General features: G+C 70.9%; 15 protein-coding genes. 4 read left to right on the forward strand and 11 right to left on the reverse strand.

The window, feature by feature from the left end:
• The first annotated feature begins 28 nt into the window (after nucleotides 1-28).
• Nucleotides 29-994 (forward strand): LysR family transcriptional regulator, encoded by a 966-nt coding sequence (locus JHB91_RS09070; RefSeq protein ID WP_234446973.1) that lies wholly within the window; start codon nucleotides 29-31, stop codon nucleotides 992-994.
• A gap of 24 nt (nucleotides 995-1,018) precedes the next feature.
• Here JHB91_RS09070 and JHB91_RS09075 read toward each other — a convergent pair whose 3' ends face one another.
• From JHB91_RS09075 to JHB91_RS09085, 3 genes are read right to left on the reverse strand one after another with little or no spacing between them, the layout of a single operon-like run.
• A complete protein-coding gene (locus JHB91_RS09075) occupies nucleotides 1,019-1,612 on the reverse strand; it encodes a lysophospholipid acyltransferase family protein (RefSeq protein ID WP_343225089.1) in 594 nt (197 codons plus the stop codon).
• Nucleotides 1,613-1,640: 28 nt separating this feature from the next.
• On the reverse strand, nucleotides 1,641-2,057 hold the full coding sequence (gene arfB / locus JHB91_RS09080; protein WP_199472478.1) for an alternative ribosome rescue aminoacyl-tRNA hydrolase ArfB: 417 nt from the start codon (nucleotides 2,055-2,057) through the stop codon (nucleotides 1,641-1,643).
• A 41-nt stretch (nucleotides 2,058-2,098) separates the two neighbouring features.
• Entirely contained in the window at nucleotides 2,099-2,860 is a 762-nt protein-coding gene (locus JHB91_RS09085; protein WP_199472479.1) for a pseudouridine synthase, read from the reverse strand.
• A 47-nt stretch (nucleotides 2,861-2,907) separates the two neighbouring features.
• On the opposite strand from JHB91_RS09085, the gene JHB91_RS09090 reads away from it, so the two are divergent.
• Nucleotides 2,908-3,483, forward strand: coding sequence for an outer membrane beta-barrel protein (locus JHB91_RS09090; RefSeq protein WP_233398675.1), 576 nt, complete (start codon nucleotides 2,908-2,910; stop codon nucleotides 3,481-3,483).
• A gap of 28 nt (nucleotides 3,484-3,511) precedes the next feature.
• On the opposite strand, the gene ubiB is transcribed toward JHB91_RS09090, so the two are convergent.
• The 5 genes from ubiB to oleC all read right to left on the reverse strand — a co-directional run bounded on the left by ubiB (nucleotide 3,512) and on the right by oleC (nucleotide 8,872).
• Nucleotides 3,512-5,185 (reverse strand): ubiquinone biosynthesis regulatory protein kinase UbiB, encoded by a 1,674-nt coding sequence (gene ubiB, locus JHB91_RS09095; RefSeq protein WP_199472481.1) that lies wholly within the window; start codon nucleotides 5,183-5,185, stop codon nucleotides 3,512-3,514.
• The gene (locus tag JHB91_RS09100; protein WP_199374633.1) at nucleotides 5,182-5,841 is read right to left on the reverse strand and encodes an SCP2 sterol-binding domain-containing protein; all 660 of its coding nucleotides are present in this window, start codon (nucleotides 5,839-5,841) and stop codon (nucleotides 5,182-5,184) included. The genes ubiB and JHB91_RS09100 overlap by 4 nt, the downstream gene beginning before the upstream one ends.
• A gap of 135 nt (nucleotides 5,842-5,976) precedes the next feature.
• A complete protein-coding gene (locus JHB91_RS09105) occupies nucleotides 5,977-6,135 on the reverse strand; it encodes a DUF1328 domain-containing protein (protein WP_182823388.1) in 159 nt (52 codons plus the stop codon).
• A gap of 59 nt (nucleotides 6,136-6,194) precedes the next feature.
• The gene (gene oleD / locus JHB91_RS09110; protein ID WP_199472482.1) at nucleotides 6,195-7,199 is read right to left on the reverse strand and encodes a 2-alkyl-3-oxoalkanoate reductase; all 1,005 of its coding nucleotides are present in this window, start codon (nucleotides 7,197-7,199) and stop codon (nucleotides 6,195-6,197) included.
• 2 nt (nucleotides 7,200-7,201) lie between these two features.
• The gene (gene oleC / locus JHB91_RS09115; protein WP_199472483.1) at nucleotides 7,202-8,872 is read right to left on the reverse strand and encodes an olefin beta-lactone synthetase; all 1,671 of its coding nucleotides are present in this window, start codon (nucleotides 8,870-8,872) and stop codon (nucleotides 7,202-7,204) included.
• Between the two features lie 118 nt (nucleotides 8,873-8,990).
• Between oleC and tenA the strand changes: the two genes are divergently transcribed.
• Both tenA and JHB91_RS09125 read left to right on the forward strand, forming a co-directional pair.
• Complete coding sequence (gene tenA / locus JHB91_RS09120; RefSeq protein WP_199472484.1) at nucleotides 8,991-9,662, forward strand: thiaminase II; 672 nt, start codon at nucleotides 8,991-8,993, stop codon at nucleotides 9,660-9,662.
• 80 nt (nucleotides 9,663-9,742) lie between these two features.
• Nucleotides 9,743-10,195 (forward strand): YkgJ family cysteine cluster protein, encoded by a 453-nt coding sequence (locus tag JHB91_RS09125; RefSeq protein ID WP_199374625.1) that lies wholly within the window; start codon nucleotides 9,743-9,745, stop codon nucleotides 10,193-10,195.
• Between the two features lie 7 nt (nucleotides 10,196-10,202).
• Here the strand turns inward: JHB91_RS09125 and JHB91_RS09130 are convergent, their stop codons facing one another.
• From JHB91_RS09130 to JHB91_RS09140, 3 genes are all read right to left on the reverse strand, one after another.
• Complete coding sequence (locus JHB91_RS09130) at nucleotides 10,203-11,120, reverse strand: alpha/beta fold hydrolase (RefSeq protein ID WP_199472714.1); 918 nt, start codon at nucleotides 11,118-11,120, stop codon at nucleotides 10,203-10,205.
• Nucleotides 11,121-11,202: 82 nt separating this feature from the next.
• Nucleotides 11,203-11,982: a TSUP family transporter gene (locus tag JHB91_RS09135; RefSeq protein WP_199472485.1), complete on the reverse strand. Its 780-nt coding sequence runs from the start codon at nucleotides 11,980-11,982 to the stop codon at nucleotides 11,203-11,205.
• A gap of 75 nt (nucleotides 11,983-12,057) precedes the next feature.
• Entirely contained in the window at nucleotides 12,058-13,074 is a 1,017-nt protein-coding gene (locus JHB91_RS09140; RefSeq protein ID WP_199374621.1) for a 3-oxoacyl-ACP synthase III, read from the reverse strand.
• Nucleotides 13,075-13,122: the final 48 nt, after the last annotated feature.

A 13,122-nucleotide genomic window follows, 5' to 3' on the forward strand; every position in this document is an offset into this window, starting at 1 on the left:
ACTTTGCGTTATAGACAAGGACGACCTGGTGCCCGACACCGCGCCACTGCGCCGCTTCAGCTACAAGGGCGACCGCCTCAAGCCGCTGCGCGCCTTCTGCCAGGTCATCCGCCTGGGCTCGGTCTCACGCGCAGCGGAGGCGCTGTATGTCAGCCAGCCCGCCGTGACCCAGCAGCTGCAGGCCCTGGAGCGGGAACTTGGCGTGCGCCTGTTCGAGCGCAGTGGCCGCCGGCTGCTGCCCACCCGCGAGGGCGAGGCGCTGTACGAACTCGCCCGCCCTCTGGTCGAAGGCCTCGATGCCCTGCCCGGCGCGTTCCGCCGCCAGCTGGCGGGCATGGATGCCGGCGAGCTCGAGATCGCCGCCAACAGCTCGACCATCCTCTACCTGCTGCCGCGGATCGTCGAAGCGTTCCGCCGCCAGCACCCGGAAGTGCGCCTGCGCCTGCACAACACGATCAGCGCCGACGGCACCGACCTGCTGCGCGCCGACACGGTGGAACTGGTCGTCGGCTCGATGCTCGACGTGCCCGCGGACCTCGGCTACGTGCCGGTGTACTCGTTCACCCCGATGCTGATCACCCCGCGCGACCACCCGCTGGCGTCCATTCCGCGGCTGTCGCTGGCCGACATCTCGAAATACGGACTGATCCTGCCGCCGCAGCGCCAGATCACCTGGCGGCTGGTCGACCTCGTGTTCCACCAGGCACGCGTGCCGTACACGGTGTCGCTGGAGGTCGGCGGCTGGGAGGTGATCAAGCAGTACGTGGCGATGGGCATGGGCATCTCCATCGTCAGCTCGATCTGCCTGGACGCGGACGACCACCAGCGGCTCGCGATCCGCCCGCTCGACGCCTGGTTTCCGGCGCGCAGCTACGGCGTGGTGGTGCGCAAAGGCAAGCTGCTGTCGCCGCAGGCGCGTGCGTTCATGGACCTGATCCAGCCGGACCTGTTCGTGCGCCGCGGGCACGACGAGGGCGGGCATTCCGAACGCTGAGTGAGGGTCGGCAGGCGCCGGGGGTCACTGCGTGCCGCGGTTGCGTCCCTGCCACGGCCGGTACCACTCGCGGATGCGGCGCATGTCGGCGTCTTCGTCATCGCCGACGTGGAACAGCGGGCCGATGCCGATGACCCGGTCCGGGTAGTGGAAGTACGCCGGCAGCACCGGCACGTCGGCGGCGCGGGCGATCTTCAGGAAGCCGCGCTTCCAGTGTTCCACCGGCTTGCGCGTGCCCTCCGGCGCCAGCCCGAACCAGAAGCGCTCGCTGCCGCGGATCAGCGCGACGACCTGCTCCACCACGCCGGACGACACGTTGCGATCGACCGCGGTCACGCCGAGCGCGCGCAGAAGCGACCCCAGCGGCCACCAGAACAGCTCGCGCTTGCCGATGATGCGGATGTCGAGGCCCATCGCGAGCTTGGCGGCAAAACCCCACACGCCGTCCCAGTTCGACGAATGCGGTGCGGCGATCAGCACCAGCCGCGGTACGTCGGGGAACTCGCCGACCATGCGCCAGCCGCCGAGCCGCAGCACCGTGCGTCCGAACCAGCGGGTGAAGCGGTTGTGCCGGACCCGCGGCGCATTCGGCGGCAGCGCCGGCACGATGTCGTTCACCCCTGCAGGCATCCCGCGCTCGCCCCCGTCAGTCCCAGCCGCGCCCGGTGCGGCCCCGCTTGATCGTACTCCGCTCACGCTTGTCATCCATCCGCCGGGCCTTGGCGGCGCGGCTCGGACGCGTGGCGACGCGCGGCTTGGGGACGTGCGTGCCGGCCGCGATGAACGCCGCCAAGCGCTCGCGCGCATCCTCGCGGTTGCGCTCCTGGGTGCGGAAGCGCTGCGCGCTGATCACCAGCACGCCGTCGAGGGTCACGCGGCGGTCGCGACGCGCGAGCAAGCGCTCGCGCACAGGCTCGGGAAGGGTGGGCGAGTTGGCGATGTCGAAGCGCAGCTCGACCGCAGTCGACACCTTGTTGACGTTCTGCCCACCGGGGCCCGACGCGCGCACGAAGCGTTCGACGATCTCGTCTTCGGGGATGGCGATGGCAGGCGTCGTGGTCATGGCGTGTCGGCGCGGATTGTACGGCGCGCCACTGCCGTGGCCTACGCGTACGGTGGTTCGAACAGGGCCAGTGCGCGCATGAACTCCGCGTCCGGTGGCGCCACCACGTCGACGCGCCTCGCGGGATCGTGCGGGTGCGGAAACGACAACCGTTCCGCGTGCAGCAGCATGCGGTGGATGCCGAGCATGCGGAAGCTGCGGTTGTGGCGGCCGTCGCCGTGGCTGGTGTCGCCGATCAGATGGTGCGACAGGTGCTTGAGGTGGCGGCGGATCTGGCGGAAGCGCCCGGTCTGCGGCCAGGCGCGCAGCAGCGCGTAGCGCGAGGTCTCGAAGCCGGCCGACGGCAGCGCCAGCTCCGCCGTTGCCAGGCGCTCGAAGCGCGTCACCGCCGGCTTCTTCTGCGGCTTGCCGGGACCGCCATCGAGCGCGTGGTCGACTTCGAACAAGGCCTCGGCCGGCCAGCCGCGGCACACCGCGAGATAGCCCTTGTCGAGGCCACCGGCCATCAGCGACTTGCCGAGCAGCGACGCGGTCTCGCGGTCGAACGCCAACAGCAGGCAGCCGCTGGTGGCGCGGTCGAGGCGGTGCACCAGGTGGATCGGGCGGCCGAACTGTTCGCGCAGGCGGTCGGCGGCAAAGTCGGTCTCGCCGCGCGCGAGCTTGCTGTCGTGGACCATCAGCCCGGCGGGCTTGTCTATCACCGCGAAGCCCGGCTCTTGATAGAGTGCCGCGAGACGCCCTGCAACGGGGACCGGCGCAGCCGTGTCAGCGGGCGCCGCGGGGAAATGGACGGGCGTCTTCATCAGGCCATCATCACATGGAGGTCGCCATGCACTGCAGTTCGTTCAGGATGTTCGCACCTGCTGTTCTCCTTCTTCTCGCACTTGCCCCGGGCGCCCATGCCCAGGATGCAGGCACTGGCGGCGCTTACGTCGGAGCCAGCGTGGGCAATGCCGACGTCGAGGGCTACGACCGCGACGACACCGCCTATTCGCTGCGCGGCGGTTACCGGTTCAACCGTTACCTCGCCGTCGAGGCCAGCTATGCCGACCTCGGTGAGATCGCGTGGTCCTTCGGCAGTTGCATCGAGCTCTGCGCGCCCGAAAGTGCGGTCACCCACTACTCGCTGGCCAATGATCGCTGGGACGTGGCGATGCTGGGACTCCTCCCGCTCGGACGACAGTTCGAACTGTTCGCCCGACTGGGCTATGCGCGCGCGGGCTACGACGTCGGCTCGTCCAACATGCTCGGCTCGGCCACGTATTCGAGGAACGATTCGACGGAGACCTACGGCGTCGGCGCCCGCTTCCATTTCGACGCGCCCTGGACGCTGCGCCTGGAATGGGAACGGCTCCGCGACGTTGGCGACGCCTACGACATCGACACGCTCTGGCTCGGCGCCGAATACCGCTTCCAGGGCCGCTGACCCAAGGGCTGCCCGGCCGCGGCGGGGATCAGCGCCGCGGCCAGGCCGCGAACAATCCCCACAGGCCGGCCACGCCCGCCACCCACGCTGCCACGGGCACCGACATCAGCGCGGGGCCACCGGCTTCAAGCGCATACAGCACGCTGGCGACGAGCAGCAGGCCTGCGCCGACGATCGCCGACACCGTGCGCCGCTGCATCGCGGCCATCACCTGCACCAGCTGGCCGATGTCCTCGGAGCGCATCGACAGCTGGTGGCGGCCTTCGACCTGCTGCTGCAGCCAGGCGTGCAGCAGGCGCGGCATGTCGGGCGCGTGGGTGACCATCTCCGGCAGGCGCTTGCGGAACTCGCGGGCCAGCCGCTGCGGGCTGTAGCGCTCGGCAAGGATGCGCTCCAGTACCGGCCGCGCCACCGCCCAGATATCGATCTTCGGGTCGAGCTGGCGGCCGACCCCTTCGATGTTGAGCAGGGTCTTCTGCAGCAGGATCAGCTGCGGCTGCAGGGTGAGCTCGAAGCGCTGCGCGGTGCGGAACAGCTTCAGCAGCACCTCGCCCAGCGAGATCTCCGACAGCGGCCGGGTGAAGTACGGCTCGCACACGCCGCGCACCGCGGCCTCCAGCTCGTCGATGCGCAGGTGCGACGGCATCCACCCGGCCTGCACGTGCAGCTCGGCGATGCGCCGGTAGTCGCGGTTGAAGATCGCCATGAAGTTCTCGGCGAGGTAATACTGGTCCTCGCTGGAGAGCTGTCCCATGATCCCGAAATCCAGCGCGATGAAGCGCGGATTGGCGATGCGCGCCGGGTCGATGTCGACCCAGATGTTGCCGGCATGTGCATCGGCGTGGAAGAAGTTGTCGCGGAACACCTGCGTGTAGAACACGCGCACGCCCTTGGCGGCGAGCGCCTTGCGGTCGATGCCGGCCGCGTCGATCGCGGCGATGTCGTCGCTCGGGATGCCGCGCACACGCTCGAGCGTCAGCGCGCGCTCGGCGCTGTGGCTCCACACCGGCTCGGGCACGTAGAGATCGGGCGAACCGAGCCAGTTGCGACGCAGCACCGACGCGTTGGCGCCTTCGCGCTGCAGGTCGAGCTCGGCCGCGAGCGTGGACTCGACCTCGGCCACGATCTCGCGCGGGCGGATCTTGTCGGCGCGCGGATGCGAGCGGTCGACCAGCGCGGCGATGCGCTTGAGCAGCGCGACGTCGCCCGCGATCCGCGCCTCGATGTCGGGGCGCAGCACCTTCACCACCACCTCGCGCGGCGCGGCGCCGTCGACCGCGTGCAGGGTTGCCGCATGCACCTGGGCGATCGACGCGGAAGCCAGCGGGCGGGTGTCGAAGCTGGCGTAGGCCTCGTCGATGCTGCGGCCCAGCGCGCGTTCGACGATGGCGCGCGCGACGACGCCGTCGAACGGCGCCACCTGGTCCTGCAGCAGCGCCAGCTGGTCGGCGACGTCGGGCGGGATCAGGTCGCGTCGCGTGGAAAGAATCTGCCCGAACTTGACGAAGATCGGCCCCAGCTCCTCGAGCACCAGGCGCAGGCGCGCGCCGCGCGGCAGCGCCGCGATCTCGCGCGAGGCACTCGGCACGAACGGCCGCATCAGCCGCAGCCAGCGTTCGGCCGGCGTGCCGTCCAGCATTTCATCGAGGCGATAGCGCAGCAGCACGCGGCCGATGCCGAGCGCGCGGAGCGCCGTCTTCATGCACGCACCCCGCTGCCGCGCCCGAGGCGCGCGACGCGCGCGGCCAGGCGCTCGACATCGTCGCGGATCGCGTCGACGTCGTCGTGGAAGGCGTCGAGCTCGTCGCGGCCGATGACGTCGCGCGATTCCTCGACCACGTACTCGGCGGCGCTGCCGGCGAGGTTGGCGCCGGCACTGCGCGCGCCCTTCAGCGCCGCGGCCACGGCATTGGCGACCTGCACGCCCATGACCTCGCCGAACGCCGCGACAAACGGCCGCTGCCAGTCCGGATCGAAGCGCGTGGCCATGCGCTGCAGCGCGCGTGCCAGCTCGGCATCGCCCTCGATGCGCAGGCGGCCGCTGGGCGTGGCGTGGTCGTCGCGGCCACGGCCGAGCAGCGCGGGCAGCTGTGCCAGCAGCCCACCGAGGGTGCTGCGGATCGAGAGGTCGGCCGGTGCGTCGGCCTCCACCGGCCCCACCCGCAGCGCGTCACCGTCGACGCGTATCGCGAGCGCCAGCGGCGGTGCCGCCAGGTGCAGGGCGACGTTGCGCCCGGCGAGTCGCGCCAGGTCGCGACGGGTGTCGTCGTCAAGCGCCAGCGCGCGGTTCAGCGCGGCTTCGAGGGCACGGCCGGCGAGCGGCTTCCAGGCGGGGAACGGGAACGGGGTTTCGGCCATGGCGGCATTGTAGCGACCTGCCATCGGCGACCGCGGCAGCACGCGCGGCAACGGCGCGACGCCGCGGCAAGGGTGCGGGCCGGCGGCGCGCGGTGGCGGCAAGCCGCGGCACCACGCGCCGACCGGCCCCGCCGGTCAGACCTTCCGGCCGCGGAAGAACGACACGGCGGCCAGCACCAGGAACACCACGAACAGGATCCAGGCGATGTTGGTGGCGGCACCGGCGATACCGCTGAAACCGAGCACGGCGGCGATGATGGCGATGACGATGAAGATCAGGGCGTAGCTGAGCATGGCGGTCTCCTTTCCGGCATTCGGCCGGCGCGGGACCAATGGTGGGCAAGCCCGGGTCGTCAGCGGGTGACGGAGCCGCCCGCGCTTTCGGCAAGCCGGCGCAGGCCTTCGGCGATCGAGACCCGCGGCACGTAGCCGAAATCGCGCGTCGCCGGTGCCATGTCGTACCAGTGCGTGGTGCTGAGCTGCTCGGCCAGGAAGCGCGTCAGCGGCGGCTCACCGCGCAGCCGCAGCAGTGGCCACAGCGCTTCGCAGGTGGCGCCGATGGCGTAGGCCGCGCGGAACGGGATCGTCTTGCGCACCTGCGGCGCGCCCACCGCCGCCAGCAGGCCGTTGACGATGTCGCGCACCGCCATCGGCTCGCCGTTGCTGATGAAGTACGCGCGCCCGGCGCAGGCGGCGCCCGGTGCCAGCACGGCCAGCGCATCGAAGTGCGCCTGCGCGGCGTTGTCGATGTAGGTGGTGTCGATGCGGTTCAGGCCGTCGCCGACGAAGCGCAGGCGACCGGCGCGCGCGCGTTCGGCCAGGCGCGGCAGCAGCTGGTTGTCACCCGGGCCCCAGATCAGCCGCGGACGCAATGCGATGGTGGCGAGTTCGTCGTCGTTGGCCGCCAGCACGATCCTTTCGGCGATCAGCTTGGTGGCGGCGTACGGGGCCTTGAGGTCCTCGCCGTAGGGCACGGTGTCGGCGGTGCCGCCTTCGACCGGATGCGTTGCGCGATGGGTCACGCTGGGCGACGACGTGTACACCAGCCGGGTGACGCCGTGCTCGCGGCAGCCGGCCAGCACGTTGCCGGTGCCCATGACGTTGGCGCGGTGGTAGCTGTCGTAGCTGCCCCATGCGCCTGCCTTGGCGGCGTTGTGCAGCACCGCGTCCATGCCCGCGCAGGCATCGATCACGGCGTCGCGATCGGCCAGGTCGCCGCGCAGCTGGCGCACGCCCATGGCGTCGAGCGCGGGGTAGTGCCCGCGGTTGAAACTCGTGACCTCGTGCCCCGCCGCCACCAGGCCGCGGCACAGCGCTTGGCCAAGGAATCCGCCACCGCCCGTGACCAGCACCCTCACGCTCAAACCTCCTGCTTCACCGGTTCGAAGACCCCGCCGCGGCGCAGTTCGCGCGCGGCCCACGCGGCCAGCTTCTCGCGGCCGATTTTCGCATTGTGGCGGATGTCGACCGGAAATGCGGAGTGGAACAGCACGCTGTCGACGCGCGCCGTGTGCACGAAGCCTTCGCCGAGATGGCGCAGCTCGGCGGCGATCCGCGCGTGTTCGCCACGCGCCACGCCCTTGTGCAATTCCACGCACAGCAGGGGCCGCTGCGCGCCGCGCGCACCAAGGCCGACCAGCGCCGTGCGCCGCACGTCGGGATGGGTGTCGAACACCGGCTCGACCTGCTCGGTGCACAGCGTCGTCGCGGCCGTGACCACGCGCTGCGACTTGCGGCCGCAGAACCAGAGACGGCCGTCCGAGTCGAAGTAGCCGAGGTCGCCCATGCGATGGACGATGCGCTCGCCCGTGGCGCCGTCCTCATGGATCTTGGCCAGCCGCGTCTGTGCATCGCGCTTGAAATAGGTGTCGGTGGTGGTCGGCCCGGCGACGGTGATCTCGCCGACCTGGCCCGGCTTCACCAGCAGGTCATCCGACCATCGGGCGATGGCGTCATCGGTGACGCGGATGATGCGCACCTCGTTCGGCGGCACCGGGCGGCCGACGCAGGTGCCGGCGCCGGTTTCGGTGCGTTCGCGCAGCGTCATCAGCTCGCGGCCTTCGATCACCGCGACCGGCAGGCATTCCGTTGCACCGTACGGCGTCCAGAACTGCGCGTCGGGCGGCAGCAGCGCGCACATCTTCGCCACGACATCCGCCGGCACCGGCGCGCCCGCCGAGGTCACCCGGGTGACCGTGGGCAACGGCGCGCCGTGCTCGGCCAGCACGCGCATCAGCGCCGGCGAGCCGAACAGCTGGGTCACGCCGAAGCGCGCGATCGCCGCGTGCAGCTTGCGCGGGTCGGCGCTGGCCGGGCGCGTGGGGTCCATGTCCGGGATGACCGAGGTCAGGCCGAGGGCGGGATCGAACAGCGCGAACGGCGGGAAGGTCGGCAGGTCCACCCCGCCGGGCGCCAGGCCGAAGGCATCACGCAGCATGGCGACCTGCGCCGCGAAGTGGCGGTGGCGGTACACCACGCCCTTCGGCACGCCGGTCGAGCCGCTGGTGAACAGGATCGCGGCGACATCGTCCGGCGCAGTCGCGGCCAGTTGCGGTCCGGCACCGGCGCCGGCGCGCTCGACCGCGGCCAGCGTGGCATCGGCGAACCACGGCCGCGCCCCGGTGGTGATGCGCACCCGCGCCCCGCGCGACCAGCCGAGCAGCACGCGCGCGAACATCGCCAGCGGAATGCCGACGAACGCATCGGCACCCGCTTCGTCCAGGCACTGCTTCAGCGCGCGCCGGTCGATGCCCGGATCCACCAGCACTGGGACCGCGCCGGCCTTGAACAGCGCATACATCAGCAGGAAGAACTCCGGCGTGGGCCGCACCATGACCACCGTGCGCGTGCCGCGGCCGATGCCGCGCGCGGCGAGACCGGCGGCGATCGCGTCGCTGCGCGCGTCCAGCTGCGCATACGTCACTGCGGTCGCGTAGCGACCGTCGCTGCCGGGGCAACGCATGGCGATGCGGTCGGGTGCTTCGGCCGCAAGCCGCGGCAGCGCCGCGGCGATGTTGCAGGGTTCGCTCATGCGGCGATTATCGCCCGGCGCCGCAGCGCGTCCACGCCGTCGCATGGACCCCGCCCGCGCCGATGGCCGACAATCGCGCGTCCTTCGTCGCGGCCCCCGCCGCTGGAGCACCCTCGACATGTCGCTGTTCGAACGCCTCAAGACCGCCGCTGCCACCGACTGGAACGCCTACGTGGACCACGCCTTCGTGCGCGGCCTCGGCGATGGCACGCTTCCCGAGGCCGCGTTCCGCAACTACCTGGTGCAGGACTACCTGTTCCTGATCCAGTTCGCGCGCGCGCACGCGCTGGCGGCGTACAAGAGCCGCACCATGGCCGACATGCGCGCGGCCAAGGACGGCCTGGCGGCGATCGTCGACGTGGAAATGAACCTGCACCTGCGCCTCTGCGAACGCTGGGGCCTGTCGGCCGCCGACGTGGAAGCCGCGCCCGAGCAGCGCGCAACCGTCGCATATACCCGCTTCGTGCTCGACATCGGCATGTCCGGCGACCTGCTCGACCTGCAGGTCGCGCTCATCCCGTGCACGCTCGGCTATGCGGAGATCGGCCGCCGCCTGGCGCCCGGCGGCATCGGCGCCCTCGACGCCGCGCACCCCTATCGCGCATGGATCGCCGAGTACGCCGGCGAGGCCTTCCAGCAGGTCGGGGTGGCGGCGCACGCCTGGCTCGACGACCTCGGCCGCCGCTACGCCAGCGACAACCGCTTCGGCGAGCTGGTCGACATCTTCGCCAAGGCGGCGCGGCTGGAAGCCGACTTCTGGCAGCAGGGCCTGGACGCGGCGCAGGGCTGAGGCGGCCCCCGCCGCCACCGGCACTTGCGCCCTGGCGCGGCTGGCCGAAGAATCCGCTGCCCGGCCCCGGCGACACCCACGTGCCCCATCCCTGCCTGAGCTGCGGCGCCTGCTGTGCCTTCTACCGCATCAGCTTCCACTGGTCCGAAGCCGACCCCGCGCTGGGTGGCACGGTGCCGCCGGAACTGACCATGCCGTTGCGCAGCCATGAACGTGCCATGCGCGGCACCGTGGGCGGCGGCGAGCCGCGCTGCGTCGCTCTGGATGCCGACATCGGGCGCCATTCGCGTTGCACGATCCACCCGGTGCGCCCGCAGGCGTGTCGCGACGTGCCCGCATCGTGGGAATTCGGCGCGGCGAGCCGCCAGTGCGACAACGCGCGCATCGCCCACGGCATGCCGGCGCTGACGCTTGCAGACTGGGCGTGGCGCGAGGCCGCGGCCAACGACCGCGACGGCAACCCCGATGGCAACGACACGCCCCATGATGGCGGCACGCCGCCACCCGCCCTGCCGCCGCCGATCGCCGCCTGAGCCGCGCCTACAGCGGATTGCGCTCGAGGAAATCGCGCACCGCGGGCACCAGCACTTCGTGCTTGTCTTCTAGGACGTAGTGACCGGCGTCGTCGAACGCCATCACTTCGGCGCCCGGCAGCTCCGCCTGGAAGCGCTGCAGGAAATGCCGGTCGAACACGAAGTCCTTCAGCCCCCAGCCGATGAAGGCCGGCAGCGCCGCGTATTCGTGCAGCCGCTGCCCCGCGGCCTCCACCAGCGGCCAGGCGCGATCCTTCGGCGACAGCGGGATGTCCTGCATGAAGCGCACCGTGGAGATGCGGTTCTTCCAGCTGTCATAGGGCGCGACGTACGCGCGGCGCACGTCGGCCGGCATCTTCCGCTCCACGCCGAGCCATGAGGCGCCGCCGGAAAACGCGTTGAAGCCGCGGATCACCAGCTCGCCGATGGTGTAGTCGCGGCCCAGCGCGATCTGCCACGGCATGGCCTTGGTGCCGGGCATCGGGAACGCCGCGGTGTTGGTGATCACCAGCCGCTTCACCTGGTGCTGGTGCGACAGCGCCCAGCCGAAGCCGATCATGCCGCCCCAGTCGTGCACCGCCAGCGTGACCGGGCCGTCGATGCCGAGGTGCGCGAGCAGCGCGGCAAGGTCGTCGACGCGCGACTGCAGCGTGTAGTCGTAGCGCGGCAGCGCGTTGGGCGCGTCGTCCGGCTTGTCCGACAGGCCCATGCCGACGTGGTCGGGCACGATGCAGCGATAACCCTTGCCGGTAGCCGGATCCGACAGCCCCGACACCAGGTGCCGCCAGTAGTAGCTCCACGACGGGTTGCCGTGGACCATCACCACCACTTCGCCGTCGCACGGGCCCTCGTCGAGGTAGCTCATGGCGATGCCCGGGCGCACCTGGAAGCGCTTCGGGGTGAAGGGATAGTCGGGGTAATCCATCGTCGAAACCGCCATCGCGTTGCGCTTGCTCTTCACTGGGGAGGCCATTATCGGCCAAGCGATGCCCAGCGCAGGGGCGCGCCTAGCCCGCCCAGAGCGCGGTGAGTGGATTGCCCGGGTCCGAGAGCAGCTTCACCGTCAACGCCAGCGACATCACCACCAGCAGCGGGCGGATCGCGCGGCCGCCCACGCGCAGCGCGAAGTGCGCGCCCACCTGCCCGCCGGCGATGCTCGCCACCGCCATCACCAGGCCCACCAGCCACAGCACCTGTCCGCCGATGACCAGCGTGGCCAGCGCGGCGACATTGCTCGCGAGATTCAGGAACTTGGTGTGTGCCGTCGCCGACACCAGCCCCATGCCGAACAGCGCCACCAGCGCGGTTGCCATGAACGAGCCGGTGCCGGGGCCGAAGAAGCCGTCGTAGAAACCGAACGCGAACATCACCGTCACCAGCGCTGACTGGCCCAGGCGCGCACGCGTGTCGGCTTCGCTGGCCTTGGGGCCGAACACGAAGTAGGCGGCCATCGCCACCAGCAGCACCGGCACCAGCCCGGCGAGGAAGGACGGATCCAGCGCCAGCAGCGCCAGCGCGCCGCCCACCGAGCCCGCGAACGCGGCCACGGCCGGCCACAGGAAGCGCCTGAAATCGATGCGCCCCTTGCGCGCGAACGCCAGCACGGCGCCGGCAGTGCCGAAGCTCGACTGCAGCTTGTTGGTGGCGATGGCCTGCACCGGCGGGATGCCGGCCGCCATCAGCGCGGGAATGGTGATCAGGCCACCGCCGCCGGCCATCGCATCGATGATGCCGGCGACGAACGCCGCCAGCGCCAGCAGCGCCAGCACCTCGATTCCGAATTCCACGCGCGTGCGCTCAGCTGTCGGTCGCGCCGGCGCGGACAGGCCGCGCCACGTGCCGCACAGGTGCAGGGATCACGATTACCAGACCACCTCGGCCATCGAGCAGTTCAGCCCCGAGCCGATGCCGAGCAGCGCCACGCGGTCGCCCTTCTTCAGGCGGCCTTCCTCCCGCAGCTTGCTGAGCACGATCGGCACCGAGGCCGGGCCGATGTTGCCGTGCTCGCCGAAGATGGTCATGACTTTCTTCGGGTCGATGCCGAAGGCCTTGATGAAGGCCGCGGTGTGCGCCTTGCTGACCTGGTGGATGACGAACTCGTCCATCTCCTCCACCACCCAGCCCAGCGCCTGGCGCGCGGCGATGAAGGTCTTCTGCGCCAGCTTCATGCCTTCGATCAGCAGCGTGCGGGTGTCGGTGACCATGCGGTCGAGGTTGCCGCGGCACAGGCCGTTCCACTCGGTGGCGGCGCGGGTCACGCCGCCGCGGTAGCGCGGCGCGCCCGGCGCGAGCTCGGCACGGGCCAGCACCATGCCCGCGGCGCCACAACCAAGCGTGAGCGTGGCCATCTCGTTGCGGAACTCGGCCTCGGTGGAATCCGGGCGCAGCAAGCGCTCGATGGTGCGTTCGTAGGCGAGGTTGGCGGTTTCGCCGTCGACGATCAGCGCGTAGTCGATCTCGCCGCGCTCGATCATGCGGCTGGCGACGTCCATGCCGTTGATGAAGGCCAGGCAGGCGTTGGCCAGGTCGAAGTTCTGGCAGGTATCGGACATGCCCAGGTTGCCGCTGACGATCGACGCCGTGGACGGCTCGAGGAAATCACGGCTCACCGAGGTGTTCACCAGCAGGCCGACGCGCGAGGGATCGATGCCGGCATCGGCCAGCGCCTTGACGCCGGCGAGGGTGGCGGCGTCGGAGGCCAGCACGTTGTCGTCCCACAGTCGGCGGGCGTGGATGCCGGCGACATCGCCGAGCACGTCGGTCTTGATGCCGAGGCGGTCGAGCGTCGGCTTCAGGCGCGCGTTGATCTCTTCGGAGGACAGCCGCCGGGGGGCGTCGATGTGCGCAAGACCGGCAATGGCTACGTGCTGGAACAACATGGGCTGGCCGCCGATGGGATGTGCAAAAAAGGCCGTCTAGATTACCGG

The organism is Luteimonas sp. MC1828 (assembly GCF_016461615.1).
GTDB lineage: Bacteria > Pseudomonadota > Gammaproteobacteria > Xanthomonadales > Xanthomonadaceae > Luteimonas.

Excerpts from the sequence above, each read along its gene's own strand:
- arfB (WP_199472478.1), bottom strand. The coding sequence starts at position 2,057 with ATGACCACGACGCCTGCCATCGCCATCCCCGAAGACGAGATCGTCGAA.
- JHB91_RS09085 (WP_199472479.1), bottom strand. The coding sequence starts at position 2,860 with ATGAAGACGCCCGTCCATTTCCCCGCGGCGCCCGCTGACACGGCTGCG.
- JHB91_RS09090 (WP_233398675.1), top strand. The coding sequence starts at position 2,908 with ATGTTCGCACCTGCTGTTCTCCTTCTTCTCGCACTTGCCCCGGGCGCC.
- ubiB (WP_199472481.1), bottom strand. The coding sequence starts at position 5,185 with ATGAAGACGGCGCTCCGCGCGCTCGGCATCGGCCGCGTGCTGCTGCGC.
- JHB91_RS09100 (WP_199374633.1), bottom strand. The coding sequence starts at position 5,841 with ATGGCCGAAACCCCGTTCCCGTTCCCCGCCTGGAAGCCGCTCGCCGGC.
- JHB91_RS09105 (WP_182823388.1), bottom strand. The coding sequence starts at position 6,135 with ATGCTCAGCTACGCCCTGATCTTCATCGTCATCGCCATCATCGCCGCC.
- oleC (WP_199472483.1), bottom strand. The coding sequence starts at position 8,872 with ATGAGCGAACCCTGCAACATCGCCGCGGCGCTGCCGCGGCTTGCGGCC.
- tenA (WP_199472484.1), top strand. The coding sequence starts at position 8,991 with ATGTCGCTGTTCGAACGCCTCAAGACCGCCGCTGCCACCGACTGGAAC.
- JHB91_RS09130 (WP_199472714.1), bottom strand. The coding sequence starts at position 11,120 with ATGGATTACCCCGACTATCCCTTCACCCCGAAGCGCTTCCAGGTGCGC.
- JHB91_RS09140 (WP_199374621.1), bottom strand. The coding sequence starts at position 13,074 with ATGTTGTTCCAGCACGTAGCCATTGCCGGTCTTGCGCACATCGACGCC.